Raw genomic sequence first — 20397 nt, 5'->3', positions numbered from 1 at the left:
TTATAAAGATAAAACTAATTGTAAATGTATCTCCGACATTTTTTAATAAATATTTTTAATATTGCAATACCAAGTCTGCAAACCAATTTCTTATGAAAAAATTATTCCTGCTTACGCTACTTTCACTAACTTTTGTTTTTGTTCATGCGCAGGACGTTTCATTAGCTACCGGCTGGAAATTTAGTCCCGGCGATTCTGAGCAATGGCTGGCGCCCGGCTTTGAGGATCAAAACTGGCAAGCCATCGACATATCAAAACCCTGGGAACAGCAAGGGCACGAGGGACTGGACGGATTTGGCTGGTACAGAACGCATGTTATAATCCCTGCATCATTAAAAGAAGGTTCTTTTTTAAAAGACAGTCTGCGTTTTGAGATGGGTTACGGTGATGACAGTTACGCGGTTTATCTTAACGGCAAAATGATCGGTAAAAATTATAATACCGACCCTAAATCAGGATCTTATAGCAGGATAAAATTGGTGATAGCGGCAAATGATCCTGCTGTTTTGTGGGGTAAAGATAATGTGATCGCGGTACGTGTATTTGATACCGGCGGCGATGGCGGGCTTTACGGCGATCCGGCCGATTTTAAACTGAGCATGGTTGATATTATGGACCATGTGCGGATAAACAAGGGCGGCGATTTTAGTTATGGCGATAAAAACAGCCTTACCAAAAGCGTTAAAATAGAAACAACAAGCAATTATACCTACAATGGCAAACTGGATTTCACAGCTACCGACCCGGTTACCGGCACAGTGATCTACCAAAGTACACATAATGCAGAGCTGGCAAAAGGAAAACCGTTTACTTACACATTTACCATTGCTTCGCTCAAAACGCAATCGTATTTGTTAACTTATACTTTTACCGATAGCAGGTCAACAAAAAAAGTTATAGGGACTGAGGGCACACCTTATATTTTAACACCTTATGCAAGTGCAAGGCCGAAGATCAACGGTCCGAATGTTTTTGGCGCGCATCCGGGCTACCCGTTCTTATATAAAATACCGGCAACCGGGCAAAAACCGCTTGTTTTTAAGGTTGATAGCCTGCCTGCCGGTTTAACCCTTGACCCAACAACAGGCATAATTACCGGAACAGTCGCCACAAAAGGCGATTATCATGTTGTGTTCACGGTAACTAATAAAGTGGCTTTCATCACTAAAAAATTCACCATTAAAATTGGCGATGTTATTGGCCTTACACCTGCTTTGGGATGGAATAGCTGGAATGCCTTTGGCTTAAGTGTTAATGATGTCAAAGTGCGCACAGCCGCAAAAACCATATCAGACAAATTAAGCGCTCACGGATGGAGCTATGTTAATATTGATGACGGATGGGAAGCGGAACACCGCGCCGCTGACAGCACTATTGTGCCCAACCAAAAATTCCCGGATATGAAGGGTTTAGCTGATTATATCCACAGTTTGGGATTACGATTTGGCATTTACTCATCGCCCGGCCCGCGTACCTGCGGCTGGTTTTTGGGGAGCTATAAAAACGAGGCGCAGGATGCTAAAACCTACGCCTACTGGGGTGTTGATTATTTAAAATACGACTGGTGTTCGTACGGCGATATTGCCCCAAAACAACCAACTATTGATGATTACAAAAAGCCTTATATTCTAATGCGTTCGGCGCTGGATCAAAACCAGCGTGACATATTATTCAGCTTTTGCCAGTATGGCATGGGCGATAGCTGGAACTGGGCCGGCGAAATTGGGGCTAACAGCTGGCGCACCACAGGTGATATTACCGATACCTGGCAAAGCATGAGCGCTATCGGTTTCCATCAACAGGCTGAAGCGCCACATGCAAGCCCCGGTCATTTTAATGATCCGGATATGCTGATTGTGGGTAAAGTTGGCTGGGGAGATGATCAGCACAACACCCGCTTAACGCCTGATGAACAGTACACGCACATCAGTTTGTGGAGTTTGCTGGCGTCGCCATTATTGATAGGTTGTGATATGGGCAAGCTGGACAGGTTTACCCTAAACCTGCTTACCAATGATGAGGTACTTGCCATTAATCAGGATGCCCTGGGTAAAGAGGCAACTCAAATTTTAAAAACCGACGATTATTTAGTTTATGTAAAAGATATGGAAGACGGCAGCAAAGCGGTTGGCATATTCAATATATCGGGTAAATACAAAAACATTGAACTTAACTGGGCCGGGCTTGGTATTAGCGGGTATCATAAACTACGTGATGTTTGGCGCCAAAAGTATATACAGACCGATAATAAGACTTTTAAGTTTGGCGTGCCAACTCATGGTGTTGAATTGGTGAGGTTATCTAACTAAATAATTTCACTAAAACATATCCATTAATGAAGATACGACCGATTCTTATTTTCGCTTTCTCCTGTTTTTATGCAATACGTAGTTTCGGACAAACCAATTCCGACACTACAAATAAACCTGCAATTCCGGTGGAATCCGTATTGAGCCTGCCCGGCATGGCCGGGCCGCTTACACCTAACCCGAGCCCTATAAAATTTGGTGATATTTATGTGTCGGGCGTAGTGAGTGGATTGGCACAGTTTCAAAATAACGTTACTAAAGGCGATAAAGCAGCGCAAACAGACATCAGCAATGGCCAGCTCTTTATTCAGAAAAACAGCGGGCTTATCCAGTTTTTCGCGGAGGTTGGGGCTTATTCCCAACCGGATATTGGCGTTCCGTATTTACGGTCAAGCCTTTCACCGCCGGAATTTTATGGCGTTGTACCACAAGCCTATCTGGAGATTGCCCCAATCAATAATTTCTCGGTTATGATTGGTAAGCTTCCGGCGTTTATGGGTGCCGAGTATACATTTTCATTCCAGAATTTGAATATCCAACGCGGTTTATTGTGGGATCAGAGCAATTCCATTAACCGGGGTATTCAGTTAAATTATACGACGGGTCCGGTTGTGTTCGCCTTCTCTTATAACGATGGCTTCTACTCTAATAAATATAACTGGCTTTCCGGCACGGTTACTTATACGATTAATAACAGCAATACATTTACCCTGATTGGCGCAGGTAGTTTAAGCCGCACTAATATTTCAACTACCGCGACACCTCTTTACCAGGATAACGAGCAAGGCTACAACATCATTTATACCTATACTTCAGGTTCGTTTACCGTTGAACCATATTTGCAGTATACCGAGGTACCGAAGGCAGCACTGCTGAATACAACACAAAATGCATCCACCTTCGGGGCCGCGTTATTGGTAAAATATGCTGTGCCGCATTCTGGCTTTAGTTTCCCGGTTCGGGTGGAGTATATCAATTCTACAGGAAGCGCGGCCCGGGGTGCACCAAATTTGATCTATGGTCAAGGCAGCAACGCCTGGTCGGCTACGTTTACACCTACCTACCAATATAAACGCGTTTTTGTTCGTGCGGAATTATCGTACGTTAAAGCAGGCAATACCACAAACGGATACGCGTTTGGCCCGTTGCATAATGACAATTCACAAAGCAGGGCCTTAATTGAAACCGGGTTCATTTTTTAAAATGACCCCCGGTTGTACGTTAGTATAAGAACTGTTAATTATTATTTGCCGAATGGCACCACAATGGTGTACGGTGCGCTAACAGGTTGCCCGTTTTGCATTGCCGGTTTCCATTTTTGGTTATAGTCTTTCAGTACCTGTATGGCTATGCCATCCGCTTCTTTATTGAGTGATTGTACAATTTTATAGCCGGATAAAGTGCCATCTTTTTCAACAACAAAACTTAAAGTTACCTTGCCTGCCTGGTCGTTGTTATATTGATGATTGGTATACTTTTTCATATACTTATTCAATACATCAATACCTCCCGGCGGCTCGGGCGCTGTATCCTGTTGATTGATTTGGAAAGCTGACAGCACAGTAGCATCCATTGGTTTATTGGTTTGGTGTGCTTTAACTGTTAGTGCGAGCGCTAATAACAGCAAAACGAGCATTGGTTTTCTCATCTGTAAATATACCTCAATTCATGGTGAAAACAATTGGTAACCAAATTATTACAGATAAGTGTAAGAAGAACAACAATAAATTAACGATTATCTTTAAACGCAGGGCCTTCCTCAAACCCTGCGTCTACAAAAATTTTAAAGGCATGCTAATTTAAGCTTATGCCGGTACATATTTATTAAGCACCTTGCCATGCTGGTAAGCCGTTGAACTTTCTAATTTCAGCGATTTTTTCTCCTTGAAAATTGATAGACCCTCGCCAATAGCTACAGGGCATACAAAAAGATAATATTCGTCAATCAGGTTTAAACTGATCAGCGAACTTACAAAATCAGCTCCGCCATAAGCTAACAGATCTTTACCCGGCTGATTTTTCAGGGCGTTTACCTTAGTGGCCAAGTCGCCGTTTTCCACTTCCAGGTTCCGGCCCTTTATGTCGGTTTGGGTACGGCTGAAAACAATTTTACGCATATTTACCATTAGTTGTGCCAAAGGCTGTGCCGGGCTGCTGGGCTGGTTATCTACCATATTTTCCCAGTGAGCTATAAACTCCGGCGTCATTTTGCGTCCAAGCAAAATAGTATCGCTGGTTTCGGCCAGTTCAATTACCTTTTTAAAGCCAGCAGCATCAGGGCCACCTGCCAACATAAAATCCTGCTCGCCATTTAACCCTGATACAAAGCCATCAATGGTTATTTGTACCTGTAATTTTAATTTCCGCATCGTGATCATTTTAATTGATAGTGAATTACTTATTCCAATGCCAGTATTTCATCCAGCTGCTCATAAGTCATGGCGGTGCCTTCTTTAAATCCTCCTTCTACAAACCATTTTATGGTGTCGGCACTATCTAACGTTATCAGAGTTTCAACCCTGGTCCTGTTACCTTCAATAGTTGAGAATTTGGTGCTTACGTAAGATTTTGGCCCATCCATATTCGGGTTGCCCTCCTCATCACAAAACGCACCCGTTGATTCAATCAGGCTGCAGGTTTCTATCGCGGTAAACTCATCGTAAACCCAATGTTCCTGGCCTTCAGTACCAACCATAATATATTGCCATACCCCACCAACAGCAAAATCTGCAATTTTGGGTACAACGGTCCATGGTTTTGGCGCTATCCACTGTTTAAGCAGATCAGGATCGGTAAAAGCTTTCCATACTTTTTCAACAGGCGCGTTAAATTCACGTATCATATGAATTTTTTTGGCGGCCAGGTCTGGTTCGAACGCAAAATAATTTGTCATAATTTTTATTTTTATAAGTCGTTTAATAAATTATCTAATCGGTTAAAGCGGTCCTCCCACATCTTGCGGAAAGCTTCCATCCAACGGTCTATCTCTTTCATTTTATCAATATTCAGCTGGTAATAAATCTCTCGACCGCGCTGGTCCTGATCAACGGCGCCGCATTCAGCCAATATTTGTATATGCTTTGATACCGCCTGCCTGCTGCTGCCAAAATGCCCGGCAATAGTGTTAGGCGTCATGGCGCCTACGGTAAGCAACATCAGGATGGCCCTGCGGGTAGGGTCGGCTATGGCTTGGTAAATATCTCTTCTTGTATCCATTTGCAACTATTTGATTGCTAATATATGTGCAATTATCTGATTGCGCAAATGTTTTTTAAAAAATCTGAATTTGTACTTGTGTTGTCACTTTAACAATAATTAACAGGATCTCATTTACATAACTCGTAAATAAGTTTCATCTTAGTGGAAACATCGTAAATGAAACTCATTATTGCCTTATTATTTTTTATGATACCCGGGATTGCTGTTTTTGGCCAGCAGGTATCTGTAAGCGGCAAAATAACAAACGAGCATAATCAGCCTATACCTTTTGCAAGTATATATGTTAAAAACACCACAGCGGGCACATCATCAAACAGCGATGGCGACTACACCCTGCAATTAAAGCCGGGCACCTATGAAATAAGATTCGGTTCGGTTGGATACAAACAGGAAAACAAGGTGGTAACTCTTACAGTAAATAAACAGCTTAATATTGTTTTAAAAACTGAAAGCTATCAGCTTACTGATGTAGTGATCAGCGCTACGGGCGAGAACCCGGCTTATGGCATCATCCGCAAAGCGATAAAAAAACGCAAACAGCACCTGCAAGAAGTTAAAGCCTACACCTGCGATGTTTATATAAAAGGCGTACAAAAATTATTAGCCGCGCCAAAAAAATTCATGGGTTTCGATGTTCAGAAGGCTACCAGCGAAGCCGGCCTTGATTCAAACCGCAGGGGCATTATCTACCTGTCTGAATCGCAATCTAAATACAGTTTTGAGCAGCCTGATAAAGTACACGAGGAAATGATCTCCTCCAAAGTATCCGGGAGCAACCGGGCATTTAGCTACAATAGGGCATCCGACATGAAGATCAATTTTTACGAAAATATACAGGTTTGGCAAGGCTTAAGCAACCGCCCGGTGATATCGCCTGTTGCTGATAACGCTTTGTTTTATTACAAATATAAGCTCCTGGGCAAAACGGTTGAAAATGGTGAAACCATTTACAAGATCAGGGTTACACCTAAGCGAACTTATGACGCCTGTTTCCAGGGTGATATTTATATTCTGGAAGATAGCTGGCGCATTTATAGCCTGAATTTATTTATAACCAAAGCGCAAAACATCAATTTTGTTGATACGCTGCGTTTCAGTCAGCAGTTTTTCCCGGTAGGGAAAACGGCCTGGATGCCTTCGACCGTCAAATTTGAATTTGTGGGCGGATTCTTCAGTTTTAAGTTCAGCGGGTACTTTATTTCTGTTTATAAGAATTATAATATTGAGCCTGTCTTCAGTAAAAACGAATTTAACGAAGTATTGCGCATTTCAACAGGCATCAATAAAAAGGATTCTGTTTTTTGGGCGAATGAACGGCCCATACCTTTAACCGAAGAAGAAAAAACCGATTACAAAAATAAAGCTGTGCTAGCCCGTAAGCGCGAATCAAAACCCTATCTTGATTCGCTGGATAGGGTGAATAATAAATTTAATGCCGGCGCGATATTGGGCGGTTACCATTACCGCGATAGGTATAAGCACGAATACCTCAACCTTGATCCGCTGCTAACAGCCGTAAAATTCAACACCGTACAGGGCTTTGATATTAATTATGGCGGATCATTCTCCAAACGCATTGATACATTGAACAACCGCTACCTGGTAATTGGCGCTAAAGCCGGTTATGGTTTTGCCGACCATAAATTTACCGGGAATGTTTACACCTTATTACCGGTATCTTCATTCACGCTTGGTATTAAGGCTGGTTCAGAAGTTGTGGATCTAAATGGTGACAATCCTATCTCTCCGCTCGTTAACACATTTTACAGTTTGTTTGAGAAGGAGAACTATGAAAAGCTTTACCAAAAACGATATGTATCGCTCTCGGCCAATAAACGGATAGCCGGTGGCTGGCTCGCAAGTGCCAGCGCGGAATGGGCCGACAGGACCTGGCTACCTAATGCCACATCCTATAGTTTTTTTAACCCCGGCAACAAGACATACATGTCTAACAATCCGCTTTTACCTAATGCAGACATACCGCTTTTTCCTGAGAACCAATCATTCAAGATCACTCTACGAACATCATATGATTTTAGCGACAAATACGAGACCTTCCCTACCGGCAGGCGTTATCTGCCGTCGCCTTATCCAACCATTGGTGTAAATTACATCACAGGTATAAAAGGCGTGTTAGGCTCTGATGTGGATTATAGTTTGCTATCTGCCGATATATCTAAATCAAATATAAACGCGGGCGTGTTGGGGCAAAGCTCATTTTATGTTGGCGCGGGCAAATTCCTGAACGATAACAAACTTTATTACCCCGACTACCAGCAATTTGCGGGTAACCAGGTATTATTCTATAAGAGTGGCATTAGTAGCTTTCTGCTGCTCAATTATTATACCTTTAGCACCTACAAGGAATATATAGAAGGGCACTTTGAGCAAAACTTCTCCGGGTTTATCCTGAATAAAATCCCGCTGATCAGGAAGCTGAAGCTACAGGAGATCGTCGATGCGAATTATTTGAGCACCTCTTCATTAAAAAACTATACTGAACTGGGCTTCGGCGTACAATACCTCAACTTCAGGTTAATGTATGGCAAATCGTTTAACAGTGGGAGCAATGTAAATTCAGCGGTTAGGTTGGGGGTTAGTTTTTAAGTTAAATCAGTTATTTAATTTTAAGGCTTTTACCGGGTTGGTAATTTAGCTTCTGGTCGGTGTTATCACCTCACCAGTCCAATGTTATATCTGATAGCTAAGTGTAGAAGTGATGCGGTTCAGATAATCCTACCAACAAAAACAGCTTCCCCTCTTTGCAATTCCCGCTACTTTATTACTTTTACCGCATAATCCGTTACCAATACAATTCCGAAACAATGATTGTTATTAAAACCCATGCAGAATTTGAAGCTTTTTTAGGTAAGGAGTTAGGCACATCAGGCTGGCATACCATAACCCAGGAGCAGATTAATGAGTTTGCCCACGCAACCATCGACCACCAATGGATCCACACCGACCCGGAACGCGCAAAAAGCGAAGGACCGTTTGGCGGCCCCATTGCCCATGGTTATTTAACGGTATCGCTGCTGCCCTACTTTTGGCACCAGATTGCCGACGTGCAAAACCTGAAAATGGAAATTAACTACGGTATAGAGAGTATGCGGTTTGCCCAACCTGTGTTGGTTGACAGCAAAGTAAGGCTGATAGCCAAGCTTGCCGGAATTGTTAACCTGCGCGGCGTTACAAAAGCCAATATAGGTGTTACGATGGAGATTGAGGGCGTAAAAAAACCTGCTTATGTAGGTGAGGTGGTTTTCTTGTATCACTTTTTGGATTAAGCGAACTTTACCAACAATTGTTATGTTGAACGTAGTGAAGAACCTGTAAAGTCCGGTTCCCGACCAGGCCTCTATTGCTGTTTGCGCGCTTTTTAGGTGGAAATGAATATCCGGGATTTGGCCAATGCGCTTGCACTCTTTCAAAAATCACTAATTTCGGGGCATGGAAAATCAACTGGTGGCTTTTCTGCGGGGATACGGCAAATTTCGGGAAGGTGATGCTGAATTAATTGCAGAGGCCACCGAGCGCCGGGCTTATAGTGAGGGTGATGAACTTTTTAGCGGCGGCAAGGTCTGCCGCGAATTATTTTTTGTTTGCAAAGGTGTATTGCGCATTATGGTGATCAACGAGCAGGGTAACCCGGTGATCCATTTCTTTTTAAAGGACAACCAGTTTTGCAGCATACTCAATAGTTTTAATAACCGGGTACCCGCACACGAACAGATACAAGCTGCCAGCGATGCCGAAGTATTAGTACTCAGCCGCAAAACACTTGATCATCTTTACACCCAGATACCTTATTTGGAGGAATTGATAACGAGGATAACGCAACAGGGCTTAATGGATAAGATCGCGTTGGCCAACGGCTACCTCGGCCTTGACTCTACCGCGCGTTATAAACGCTTCCTTAACCAACAGGCCTTTGTGGCATCGCAGGTACAGCTGAGCGATGTTGCTTCCTACCTGGGCATTACGCCGCAATCACTCAGCCGCATCCGGAAAAATCTAAGATAAGACTGCTTTTTACCATTTGTTAATTGTAACAGGCAATAGCTTTCGCAAATTTGCTTCATCTAAAAAGAAGTATAATTATGAAAGACCAAACATCTGAAAACAAAGGATTTTTAACAGGCAAAAGGGTTGTAGTACTAGGCGGCAGCGCCGGTATAGGATTAGCAACAGCCATAGCGGCTTCGCAGGAAGGCGCCGAAGTGATCATCGTATCCAGCAATCAGCAACGTATTGATAAAGCACTTGAGCAATTGCCGAAAGGCAGTAAAGGTTTTGCAGTAAACCTCACTGACGAACAACAAGTAAAGGAACTATTCGACAAAATCGGTCCATTAGACCATTTGGTTTATACTGCCGGCGAAAACCTGGTAATAAAGACCTTACAGGATATGCCTATCGCGGAAGCAAAACGTTTTTTCGAACTGCGTTACTGGGGAGCGTTAACTGCAGTAAAATATGCAACACCGCATATTAACACCGGCGGTTCCATTGTATTAACAGGTGGCGCCGCCAGTGTTAGGCCGGGCAAGGGATGGTCACTGGGGGCAAGCATATGCGCAGGCATGGAAGGATTTACACGCGCTATGGCTGTTGAACTTGCACCGTTAAGGGTAAATATGGTTGCACCGGGCCTTGTAAAAACTGATCTGTGGTCGGATATGGCAGTTACGGATCGTGACACCATGTATGAACAAATTGGCAATCAACTGCCGGTAAAATTCATCGCCGAAGCAGCAGATATAGCCTATACCTATATTTACCTGATGCGCCAAACCTACAGTACCGGGCAGGTTATTATTGCGGATGGCGGGCATGTGCTGGTATAAAAAAGTGTTTAAAAGGCAAAAAAATGGGTAGAAATAAGAAAAAAAGTCTCGTTTTTTAATTTTTTTTTGCTTAAAAAAGGTGGTTTTTGGTCAAAAAATGATTAAAAAGCAATGTGAAAAGAGCGTTTTTAGACCCAAAAACGCTCTTTTTTGTCTTAAAAGTGTATCAATTGTAATGGTTGTTTCATCATTTACCGGAACACAACGGTACTAAATTATACAATTTGATTACCCTCATCTTATCGCTTTTTTATACGTTTGCCGATGATGGAACATGTATTAGATAACCCCTGCTGGAATGCGCTTTTATCCGGCAATAAGAACCTCGCTTTTGGTAATGATCAGGTAAAGTACTTCGCAACTGATGTATCGCCATTCGTGGGTATGAAGGACAATTCCGATGAGCAGTTCCAGATTTTGCATGATGTGACCGACCATGACGGCCCGGTAGGCTTTGTAAGCAACACAGGCCGCAAAGCTCCCAAAAACTGGAAGTTGCTAAGCCCCAATAACGCCTACCAGATGGTGTTTGACGCTTCTACAACAGCTGCCAAAGTTGAGATAGATCTTGTTCCGTTGGCTGAAGAGCATATACCCCAAATGCTGGCGCTTACCCGGTTAACCAACCCCGGTCCGTTTGCAGCTCGTACCATTGATTTCGGGCATTACTACGGTGTATTTGATGGTGATAAACTGGTAGCTATGGCAGGCCAGCGCCTGCATATTTTTGAATACACCGAGATCAGCGCTGTTTGCACCCACCCGGATTATTTGGGCAGAGGGTATGCTAAGCAATTACTGCTGGGCCAGATCCACCGGATGCGGGCAGCGGGTAATATTCCAATACTGCATGTAAAGGATTCCAATGAACGTGCAATTAAGGTTTACGAAAGCATTGGCTTTACACCCAGGACTACCATTTACTTTAATATACTGCAAAAGATAAAGTAATTTTCAACCTCTTTCGGGCAATGGCAAAGCCCGGGCCAAAGGTAATGCCCCAATCTTTCTTATCCACATTTCTTAATTTTATTTTAAATTAAAAAATAAATACTGGCAAGATACTTGCATATGGTTTAACAAAACATATTTAATCTACTATTATGGAAACCATAGAAAAATCAGTTGAAGTATTAAACGATTTGATCGAGATCAATAATGACCGTATCGCGGGCTTTGAGCATGCAAGCAAAGATTTAGGCGAGGGTGATGCAGACCTAAAAGCGATCTTCGAAAAGTTCAGCAGCGACAGCCGTAAAAATGTACAGGAGCTTACTGCAGCTGTTAATCAGTTAGGTGGCGAAGCGGATAACACGCACAGCGCAAGCGGCAGCATTCACCGTGCATGGCTTGACGTAAAAGCTACTTTTACCGGACATGACCGTAAAAGTGTATTAGCTGAGTGCGAACGCGGCGAAGATGCTATTAAAAAAGCTTATAAAGATGCCTTAACACCTGAAAGCGGCTTATCTGTTCAAAACGAGCAGATTATCGCCCGTCAACAGGAAGGCATAATTGCCGCTCATGACCAGATCAAGTTTTTACGCGACAGGCAAGCTGAATAATCAGCTTATATTGAGAATGAGGCCGTACTATTTCTGATAGTACGGCTTTTTTTATTATATTTGATCAGAGGCTCAACCCATAAGCTATGATAAGTATCCCCGACCCTGTCTTACCATTAGCGCCTACGTGTCCGTGCGGTAAAACAAGCCGATCTGACCTGATCAGGATAAAACGACCCTGGTTAATTAAAATATTTTTATTCTTTTTACCACTCAGGCACTATAAATGCGTTAAATGCAGGCGAAACAGGCTCTTACTTAATTAATATTTTTACAGTCGCGCCCGCGTTACCAAAGCAGGTTTATTTAACCGCCGACGTTCTAAAAAAACTTTTTACGGGATTAAATCGTATCTTTGTAAACAGATTTTTTTATTTCTATCAATACCAATTTCGTGATAATACTTATTTTCTTTTTGGCTCACTGGTTCCTCTCCTTGTTTTTCCAAACATTCTTTCTTCACCGGTACGTCTCACACAAAATGTTCTCTACAAACAAGTTTAACGAGCGTGTTTTTTACTTTCTGACATTCATTTTCCAGGGATCATCATTCTTAAACCCGCGTGCATATGCAATTATGCACCGCGAGCACCACGCGTTCAGCGATACTGAAAAAGACCCGCATTCGCCGCATTTTTTTAAAGATGTATTCCAGATGATGATGTACACAGCAACCAGCTACAAGGCTTACGAAAGCCGTGTTAAGGAACCTGACGCACAATTCGGCGGCCACTATCCCGAATGGAAATTTATTGATACCGTAGGCTCGAGCCTGGCTATGCGCATAGGCTTTGGTGTATTTTATACTGCCTTTTACGTAGCCTTTGCTACCCATTGGTGGATGTTCTTATTATTGCCGGTACACTTTTTAATGGGCCCTATACAAGGCGCTATTGTTAACTGGTGCGGCCACAAGTACGGTTATTCAAACTTCGACAATAACGATAAATCAAAAAATACCACCCCATTTGACTTTTTGTTATTAGGCGAGCTTTTCCAGAATAATCACCATAAACGCCCCAATAATGCCAACTTTGGCGCACGCTGGTTTGAGGTTGACCCGGTTTACCCTGTCATGAAGTTTATGCATTGGATCCGCCTGATCAAATTAAAGCCTTCTACTTTAAACAGGTAAAAATTCGTTGAAGTCGTTTTGACTTTTTACTTTTGGCTTTTTACTTATCAAAATGAGTGTATCTAAATTAGCGCAGGGCCTTCGCGGTTCTGAGATCATCAAAATTGCCGGCGAAATAAACGAGTTAAAACGCCAGGGACAAAATATTGCCAATTTAACCATCGGCGATTTCGATTCTAACATCTACCCAATCCCTGCCGAACTGAAGGAAGGCATCATTGCTGCTTATAATGATAACCAAACCAATTATCCTCCTGCAGATGGTATGCTGAGCCTGCGCGAAAGTGTTTCCTCGTTTTTAAAAAGCAGGTATAATTTAGATTACGCCCCAACACAGATCTTAATTTCAGGCGGCTCACGCCCATTGATCTATTCTATATTTTTAGCTGTGGTTAATCCCGGCGACAAGGTAGTTTTCCCTACCCCGTCATGGAATAACAACCACTATTGCGATTTGCTTGGTGCTGAATCTGTAATGATAACTACCCGGCCTGAGCATAACTTTATGCCTACGGCGGATGAGATCCGTCCTCATTTAAAGGGCGCTGCTTTGCTGGCTTTATGCTCGCCGCTGAACCCAACCGGTACCATGTTTGGTAAAAAGGATTTAGAAGAAATTTGCGACCTGGTGATTGCCGAAAACAAAACCCGTGCAGCCGGCGAAAAACCGTTGTACTTAATGTACGACCAGATCTATTCGCAATTAACATTTGGCGCGCACCAGCACTTCGACCCGGTTACTTTACGCCCTGAATTAAAAGACTATACCATATTTGTTGACGGCTCGTCCAAATGCTTTGCGGCTACGGGTATACGCGTAGGCTGGGGATTTGGCCCAACGAACGTAGTTAACAACATGAAAGCCATTGTAGGCCACATGGGTGCCTGGGCGCCAAAAGCCGAGCAGGTAGCCATGGCTAAATTTTTAGCTAACGATACTTACGTAAACACTTACCTGGCTAAGTTAAAAACCAACATACAGGCAAGTTTAAATACCCTGCATGAAGGTTTTCAGCAATTGAAAACTGAAGGTTTTAACGTTGATTCTATCGAGCCCATGGGCGCCATCTACTTAACCGTAAAGGTTGACTATACCGGCAAAACCACACCTGATGGAACGGTATTAAACAACCCGGCGGATATCAACTTTTATCTCATTAAAGAAGCTAAAGTGGCCTTAGTGCCATTCTCCGCTTTTGGTACCGATGAAGGCCTGGCCTGGTTCCGCGTATCGGTTGGCGCTATTACTTTAGAAGACATTCGGGCGATGATCCCGAGGATTAAGGAAGCGTTGGCTAAATTAGTCTGAACCGGAATTGATAGAATTAATTGAATTGCCAGAATAAGCTGCAATTCGATTAATTCTTAAATTCTATAAATTCGAGTTCAGACATTTGCCGCCATTCAAACGCACAAGCCCCGTTAACTCCAAATATCGGCATCGTCTGGTTCGGGTAGTACAACAGAACAATTGACACCAACTTTCATAGAAGCAGGCGCAGCCGGGAGTTTTTCTTTGGTTACTTTCTTTTTGACGGCCAAAAGAACGGCGGAGCCCTCTTGAGAGCCTTTGAAAAACAAACAACCGAAAACAGTGACGCTTAGCGCAACGATACCAAGCGAAAGTCAATCTACGCTCACAAACGCCCCAACTACTGACAAAACAGTGTCAGTACTTTTCTCAAATCATTTCCTGAAATTTGTATGCACTCCGAAGGAGTCCTATGGACCGGTTAATAGCTCTTGTGAAGGGCGAAGAATGTTCTTTGAAATATTGAAACTGACCCGCTAAAAAGTAAACTTGCGCTCGTTTCTAACGAGTGCTTAACTCTTTTTCGCATTTGCAATGCGTCTGCAAGATGCAATCGCAAACCCATTTTAAGGACTAGTTACAAACGAGCAGGTGGGAAAATCCGGTTGAGGCAATCGAATCAGACAGCAATCCTTCGATTAATCCCCTTCAACCGCTCCACAAATTCTTCCTTATCTTCCGGCGATACCAGCACACTTTCATTTTGATTGTAGAAAATCTCCAGCCTGTCCATCGAAAGCGCGGGCGCGCTTAGCATATTTTTAATGGGTACTATCTTTTTAATTGTGCCGATGTCGATCTTCTTATTAATAACAAAGCTATTTTTAACCAGCAGCCAGTTGCCGGCAATTGTGTAGTAGGTATTAAAACACATATGGATCATTACCAAGGTAACCACACCGGTAGCCGCCACCGCGGGCCAGGACCGGGTAAATAGCATGGCGATAAAACTGCCGCCAACAGTAACCAGCGGGAACATGATCGGCGGCCCGATCTTCGATTTATAAACATCCTTCATAATGGGCAAAGGTATGGTTTACGCTGCCATTATATACTTCACCAAACACCTTTTCGCTACCGGCAATAAGGTTTGCTCCAGCGGGAAACTGATATCGCTTTGCACATAATAAACTGCCGGGTTAGGCAAATGCCTGCGATGATTGATGAGGTTGAGTTTGACAGATTCAAGCGTATTGGTGATGCTTTGCTCGTAGGTGTCAATCAGTACCACGTTAATGTCGCGATAGGCATCATCCTTATTTTTAAATATGGAGAGTTGGTACTCGTAGATCCAGTTGGTTTTATCGCTGCCATTGCGCAGGGAGAAATAGCCATAATCCACTTTCAGCGGGATCAGGCCAATCGGGTCAATGTTCAGGCGGCTTTCCACAAAATCATAGATCTCCCTGCCGATTTGTACTGTCGAATTCATCTTAGCGATGGCGTAATTGATGATGTGCTCAATTTCCTGCATGGTGCTGTCATCCGCCACTATCTTTTTGTAAGTGAGTTTAACCGCTTCAATGTCGGCCTTGGTTAACCGCTGCGGAAAAGCTTGTTGTAGGGTGGTTTTGTTCTGCTTAAAATCGAGCAGGTTGTTGTAGTGAAAAACCAAGTCTGTTAGATTTGGGTAGAGTTTACTTTTATCAAAATGTCGGTTTATTTCCTGCAAATAATTTAAAAGCACATATTTTTTATGCTCAAAATCAAGCGAACCCTCAATAAACCAATTTAAGCCTAATGAATTCAATAGTTTAGCCTCCTTTACAGTAGCTTAAATTAAATAAAAAAAGCCAATTTTGCAATATGCCTTACGGAACCCTTTATTTAATCCCCGTCCCCCTTGCCGAAAACGCGGCCGCTAAATCATTTACGCCTTATTTGGTTGATACCATCAACAGCATTAAGGAATATATTGTAGAGAACGAAAAAACTGCCCGCCGCATGTTAAAAGAAGCCGGGTTGAAAACGCCGCAAAGCGAACTGATCATTCACGACTACGGCAAACATAACCGCGAAGGTGATGGCGGCGAATTTTTCAAAGGCCTGCAGGCAGGTAACGATGTGGGCCTGATGAGCGAGGCGGGTTGCCCCGGTATTGCAGATCCGGGTGCGGATATTGTAGAAAAAGCACACCGTATGGGCATTAAAGTTGTCCCGCTGGTTGGGCCGAGCTCTATTTTGCTGGCGTTGATGGCTTCCGGCTTTAACGGACAAAGCTTTACCTTCCATGGCTATTTGCCTATTGATAAGGTGGAACGTGCCCGCAGTATTAAAGAACTGGAAGCTGCCGCTGTAAAAAATAATCAAACACAATTATTTATCGAAACGCCGTTCCGCAACAACCCGATGCTGGAGGAAATTTTGCGGTCATGCAGCCCGAAAACACGTTTGTGTATCGCGACTGACCTTACCGCTGCGACAGAGTTTGTGCAAACTAAAACCATCGCCGAATGGCAAAAAAAAGTACCCGAGTTGCATAAACGCCCAACTATTTTCCTGTTGTTTCGTTAATCAATAAATGCTCATCATTCCGCAACATACCCCAGTACTCATCGTAGGCGCCGGACCGTCGGGATTGATGATGGCAGCGCAATTGCTGCGTTATGGTGTGCAGCCGATCATTATCGATAGCAAGGACGGGCCGACTATTCATTCCAAAGCGTTAGCCGTTCAGTCGAGGTCCTTGGAGATCTACCGCCAGATGGGTGTGATCGATAAAGTATTGTCGAATGGCAAACCATCAAGGGGCATTGTATTTAACCAGGATGGCAAGAAAGAAGCATCGTTATCGCTAACCAATGTTGGCGAAGGGCAAACACTTTTCCCCTACCTGTTAATGTATGAGCAAAGCAAAAACGAGCGTTTGCTGCTGGATTATCTCACCCAAAACTGCTGCCCGGTATATTGGAATACGACGCTGACATCGTTAACGCAAAAAACTGACGGCGCAGATGTTATCCTGCAAAATGCCGATGGTGAACATAAGTTAAGCTGCGATTGGGTGGTAGGAGCTGATGGCGCACATAGCGTGGTGCGTAAGCAATCGGGCTTAAACTTTAATGGAGATACCTACGCGCATTATTTTTACCTGATAGATGCCAAACTGGATACGATAGCCTTAACCGAGGATTACATGAATATGTATTTTTCGAAAGATGGTTTCGCTGCATTTTTCCCTATGCCGGAGGAAGAAAGTTATCGTGTTTTAGGTAACCTGCCTGCTGCCATTGGCGACCGGGAGGATGTCCAAATTGAAGAGATCATTCCTTATATCGATCCCATCATCAGGTCGAAGTTAAAGATCATTCATAATAACTGGTTCACTACTTACAAGCTGCACCACCGCATGGCGGATCAGTTCCGTGTTCAGCGCTCTTTTTTAATTGGCGATGCCGCACATATCCATTCGCCGGTTGGCGGACAGGGTATGAACACCGGCTTGCAGGATGCCTATAATTTAGCCTGGAAATTGGCCGGTGTTGTGAACGGACAACTAAAATCCGACATTTTAGACAGTTACGCGCACGAGCGTATGCCTGTAGCCAAAGCCCTGCTAAAAACAACCGACAGGGTGTTCAACATCGTGATGTCTGGCAATTTTTTTATGGGCTTGTTAAAAAAATGGTTCCTGTTCAGGCTTTTGAATAGATTATGGAAAAGCGAGAAGATCCGGCTGGCGTTTTTCAGGCGGGTATCGCAAATTGATATTTGCTATACTGAAAGCCTCATCAACCTGCATTTGAGCAAGGACATTAAAGTACGAGCCGGCGACCGCTTGCCTTATTTAAAGGTATATGACGAAAAGAAACACGAAGAAACAGATTTACACGAATGGTGCAGCAAACCTGGCTTTACCCTTATCATCTTAGGCAAATTTGACGAGCTATACCTATTCACCGTAGCTAAATGGATTACACAAACCTACCCGGGATTGCTTAATTTCTTCTACTTGCCGCCATCAGGCAAAAACCTGGATGTATTTGAGGCTTTCGAAGTAAATCCGCGCAGTCAAAAGGCGCTAATTGTTAGGCCGGATATGTACATTGGTTACATTAATGATGTGGTCGATATTACGATGATGGATAATTACTTAAAAAATATTATTGGTGTAGTATAGTCCTCTCATTGAACTGTTGGTGAGATTATCCATGGATCCGCTCCATTTTACCATAATTCTGGATTACTACAGCTTCATGTTCCAGGTAATCTTTCCAGCGGGCATCTACATCAATATCACCGCAATATTTTTTAGCTAAACGGATGAACATGGCATAATGTGTAGCCTCGCTGATCATCAACTCATGGTAAAAATCAGCTAACTCTTTATCATCAATATTTTCGGATAGCACTTTAAAACGCTCACAACTACGGGCTTCAATCATTGCAGAAAACAATAAACGGTCAATCAACTGCACTATACGGCCGCCGCCTTTTACAATAAACTTTTGCAGTTCGCCTACGTAATTGTCTTTGCGCTCCCTACCCAAAACAAAACCACGTTGAACGATTAATTCATGAACCCGTTTAAAGTGATCCATTTCTTCCTGTGCCAGGGAAATCATTTCCTGCACCAGGTCGGATAAATTAGGGTTTTGAACGATCAGCGTAATGGCATTGCTGGCAGCTTTCTGCTCACAAAAAGCATGGTCAGTTAATAGTTCTTCAATATTGCTTTCAACAACATTCTTTACCCAGGTTGGGTCGGTAGGTAATTGTAGTTTTAGTATGGTTTTCTCGCTCACAGGGGTAAAGTTAAGCGTTAATGCTGATACTTAAAATGCTATCGATTCAGAGAAATCTATCTGACCGTCCCGTAAAGATTCTTACTCTCTATAAACTCCAATACAGGATCGGGCACAAAATAGCGTACATCCTTCTTATCAGCAATAGACTTACGGATAAAGGTTGCGGATAATTCCATATGTGGCGTCATGGTGATGGTTACTGATGGATGCGAAGCATATTCCGCGTTCTCATAACCCGGGCGGGGATAAACATAGATCTTATAATCACGTAATATCAGCTTAAAGTTTTTCCATTTCGGCAGCGATACCAGGTTATCCGAACCCATAATGATGGCGAATTCGTGCTGTGGATACTTCTCTTTCAGGTGGGTAAGGGTATCGATGGTATAAGAAGGCTGCGGTAATTTAAGCTCCACATCACTAACTGACAGGTTTTTTGAATTATCAGTAGCCAGTTTCGCCATTTCAAGCCTGTCATAAGTATTGATCAGGTCGCCGTATTTTTTGAGCGGGTTTTGGGGTGATACAACCAGCCAAACCTTATCAAGGTCGGTGTAATTGGCCATGTAATTGGCTATTATTAAATGGCCTATATGTATGGGATTAAACGAACCGAATAGTAAACCTATTTTCATTCTTTAAGGTATGGCTGATCAGTTATTATTACTTTAGAAATATAGCTAAAATTTATTGATTCAAAAAATTCTTTACCAACAATTCCGCTTCTCCACATGCAGTATCCAGGTCGTAGTTTTTCAGGATGACATCAAATTGCGGCGCATAGTTCAATTCCTTTTCCGCTTTAGCGAAACGTTCCTTTAGCTTTTCAGCACTATCTGTCCCGCGACCGGTTAAACGCTCTTTTAATACTTCAAGTGATGGCGGCTGAACGAAAATAGCCAATGCCTGCCCGTTATATTTACGTTTTAGGTGCAGGCCGCCCTCTACATCAATATCAAATATAACAGCTTTACCTTTTTCCCATATGCGTTCGATTTCTTTGCGCAGGGTTCCGTAAAAAGTACCGGAGTATACTTCCTCAAATTCAACAAATTCCTTTTTTGCAATTCGGTGCAAAAAGCTTTCTTTACTGATGAAATAGTAATCCTTGCCATCAACTTCTTCACCGCGGGCTTCGCGTGTGGTGGCTGAGATGGAAAACTCCAGCTCATCCATTTTACCCAGCAAGTGATGTACTATGGTAGTTTTACCGGCTCCGGATGGTGCAGAAAAAATAATTAATTTACCGTCTGTAGCCATCT

21 protein-coding genes are annotated in these 20397 nt (G+C 43.0%); 12 read left to right on the top strand and 9 right to left on the bottom strand.

Annotated features, from left to right (window positions below; all coding sequences use genetic code 11):
* Nucleotides 1-92: 92 nt before the first annotated feature.
* Both ACYZ0U_RS04545 and ACYZ0U_RS04540 read left to right on the top strand, forming a co-directional pair.
* Nucleotides 93-2309, top strand: coding sequence for a putative Ig domain-containing protein (locus ACYZ0U_RS04545; RefSeq protein WP_461450290.1), 2217 nt, complete (start codon nt 93-95; stop codon nt 2307-2309).
* Between the two features lie 26 nt (nt 2310-2335).
* Nucleotides 2336-3511 (top strand): outer membrane beta-barrel protein, encoded by a 1176-nt coding sequence (locus ACYZ0U_RS04540; RefSeq protein ID WP_461450288.1) that lies wholly within the window; start codon nt 2336-2338, stop codon nt 3509-3511.
* A 41-nt stretch (nt 3512-3552) separates the two neighbouring features.
* On the opposite strand, the gene ACYZ0U_RS04535 is transcribed toward ACYZ0U_RS04540, so the two are convergent.
* The 4 genes from ACYZ0U_RS04535 to ACYZ0U_RS04520 all read right to left on the bottom strand — a co-directional run bounded on the left by ACYZ0U_RS04535 (nt 3553) and on the right by ACYZ0U_RS04520 (nt 5525).
* Nucleotides 3553-3957: a TonB family protein gene (locus tag ACYZ0U_RS04535; protein WP_461450286.1), complete on the bottom strand. Its 405-nt coding sequence runs from the start codon at nt 3955-3957 to the stop codon at nt 3553-3555.
* Nucleotides 3958-4114: 157 nt separating this feature from the next.
* On the bottom strand, nt 4115-4678 hold the full coding sequence (locus ACYZ0U_RS04530; RefSeq protein ID WP_461450284.1) for a dihydrofolate reductase family protein: 564 nt from the start codon (nt 4676-4678) through the stop codon (nt 4115-4117).
* 29 nt (nt 4679-4707) lie between these two features.
* A complete protein-coding gene (locus tag ACYZ0U_RS04525) occupies nt 4708-5202 on the bottom strand; it encodes an SRPBCC domain-containing protein (protein WP_461450282.1) in 495 nt (164 codons plus the stop codon).
* A gap of 11 nt (nt 5203-5213) precedes the next feature.
* Nucleotides 5214-5525, bottom strand: coding sequence for an ArsR/SmtB family transcription factor (locus ACYZ0U_RS04520; protein WP_461450280.1), 312 nt, complete (start codon nt 5523-5525; stop codon nt 5214-5216).
* 159 nt (nt 5526-5684) lie between these two features.
* Between ACYZ0U_RS04520 and ACYZ0U_RS04515 the strand changes: the two genes are divergently transcribed.
* The 8 genes from ACYZ0U_RS04515 (at nt 5685) to ACYZ0U_RS04480 (ending at nt 14384) form a co-directional block, all read left to right on the top strand.
* Nucleotides 5685-8135: a DUF5686 and carboxypeptidase regulatory-like domain-containing protein gene (locus tag ACYZ0U_RS04515; protein WP_461450278.1), complete on the top strand. Its 2451-nt coding sequence runs from the start codon at nt 5685-5687 to the stop codon at nt 8133-8135.
* A gap of 218 nt (nt 8136-8353) precedes the next feature.
* Nucleotides 8354-8815 carry a MaoC family dehydratase gene (locus ACYZ0U_RS04510; protein ID WP_461450276.1) on the top strand — a complete coding sequence of 154 codons (462 nt, stop codon included), beginning with the start codon at nt 8354-8356 and terminating at the stop codon, nt 8813-8815.
* 163 nt (nt 8816-8978) lie between these two features.
* Entirely contained in the window at nt 8979-9551 is a 573-nt protein-coding gene (locus tag ACYZ0U_RS04505) for a Crp/Fnr family transcriptional regulator (RefSeq protein WP_461450274.1), read from the top strand.
* 77 nt (nt 9552-9628) lie between these two features.
* A complete protein-coding gene (locus ACYZ0U_RS04500; RefSeq protein WP_461450272.1) occupies nt 9629-10375 on the top strand; it encodes an SDR family oxidoreductase in 747 nt (248 codons plus the stop codon).
* A 264-nt stretch (nt 10376-10639) separates the two neighbouring features.
* Nucleotides 10640-11326: a GNAT family N-acetyltransferase gene (locus tag ACYZ0U_RS04495; protein WP_461450270.1), complete on the top strand. Its 687-nt coding sequence runs from the start codon at nt 10640-10642 to the stop codon at nt 11324-11326.
* Nucleotides 11327-11478: 152 nt separating this feature from the next.
* Nucleotides 11479-11940 carry a ferritin-like domain-containing protein gene (locus tag ACYZ0U_RS04490; RefSeq protein WP_461450268.1) on the top strand — a complete coding sequence of 154 codons (462 nt, stop codon included), beginning with the start codon at nt 11479-11481 and terminating at the stop codon, nt 11938-11940.
* A 394-nt stretch (nt 11941-12334) separates the two neighbouring features.
* Nucleotides 12335-13075 (top strand): acyl-CoA desaturase, encoded by a 741-nt coding sequence (locus ACYZ0U_RS04485; protein WP_461450266.1) that lies wholly within the window; start codon nt 12335-12337, stop codon nt 13073-13075.
* Nucleotides 13076-13127: 52 nt separating this feature from the next.
* The gene (locus ACYZ0U_RS04480) at nt 13128-14384 is read left to right on the top strand and encodes a pyridoxal phosphate-dependent aminotransferase (RefSeq protein WP_461450264.1); all 1257 of its coding nucleotides are present in this window, start codon (nt 13128-13130) and stop codon (nt 14382-14384) included.
* Between the two features lie 622 nt (nt 14385-15006).
* Here the strand turns inward: ACYZ0U_RS04480 and ACYZ0U_RS04475 are convergent.
* Both ACYZ0U_RS04475 and ACYZ0U_RS04470 read right to left on the bottom strand, forming a co-directional pair.
* On the bottom strand, nt 15007-15405 hold the full coding sequence (locus ACYZ0U_RS04475; protein ID WP_461450262.1) for a PH domain-containing protein: 399 nt from the start codon (nt 15403-15405) through the stop codon (nt 15007-15009).
* Between the two features lie 18 nt (nt 15406-15423).
* On the bottom strand, nt 15424-16137 hold the full coding sequence (locus ACYZ0U_RS04470) for a hypothetical protein (protein WP_461450260.1): 714 nt from the start codon (nt 16135-16137) through the stop codon (nt 15424-15426).
* Nucleotides 16138-16193: 56 nt separating this feature from the next.
* Between ACYZ0U_RS04470 and ACYZ0U_RS04465 the strand changes: the two genes are divergently transcribed.
* Both ACYZ0U_RS04465 and ACYZ0U_RS04460 read left to right on the top strand, forming a co-directional pair.
* Nucleotides 16194-16901 carry an SAM-dependent methyltransferase gene (locus tag ACYZ0U_RS04465; protein WP_461450258.1) on the top strand — a complete coding sequence of 236 codons (708 nt, stop codon included), beginning with the start codon at nt 16194-16196 and terminating at the stop codon, nt 16899-16901.
* 7 nt (nt 16902-16908) lie between these two features.
* Nucleotides 16909-18507 (top strand): FAD-dependent monooxygenase, encoded by a 1599-nt coding sequence (locus ACYZ0U_RS04460; protein WP_461450256.1) that lies wholly within the window; start codon nt 16909-16911, stop codon nt 18505-18507.
* Nucleotides 18508-18532: 25 nt separating this feature from the next.
* On the opposite strand, the gene ACYZ0U_RS04455 is transcribed toward ACYZ0U_RS04460, so the two are convergent.
* The 3 genes from ACYZ0U_RS04455 to gmk are packed head-to-tail and all read right to left on the bottom strand — an operon-like array spanning nt 18533 to nt 20395.
* On the bottom strand, nt 18533-19132 hold the full coding sequence (locus ACYZ0U_RS04455) for a MiaE family protein (protein WP_461450254.1): 600 nt from the start codon (nt 19130-19132) through the stop codon (nt 18533-18535).
* Nucleotides 19133-19188: 56 nt separating this feature from the next.
* Nucleotides 19189-19770 (bottom strand): nicotinate (nicotinamide) nucleotide adenylyltransferase, encoded by a 582-nt coding sequence (nadD, locus tag ACYZ0U_RS04450; protein ID WP_461450252.1) that lies wholly within the window; start codon nt 19768-19770, stop codon nt 19189-19191.
* A gap of 52 nt (nt 19771-19822) precedes the next feature.
* Entirely contained in the window at nt 19823-20395 is a 573-nt protein-coding gene (gene gmk / locus ACYZ0U_RS04445) for a guanylate kinase (protein ID WP_461450250.1), read from the bottom strand.
* Between the last annotated feature and the right edge of the window lie 2 nt (nt 20396-20397).

Source organism: Mucilaginibacter sp. (assembly GCF_965225845.1).
In the GTDB taxonomy this organism is placed as follows: Bacteria; Bacteroidota; Bacteroidia; order Sphingobacteriales; family Sphingobacteriaceae; genus Mucilaginibacter.
This window is presented reverse-complemented; position numbering and strand designations above follow the sequence as displayed.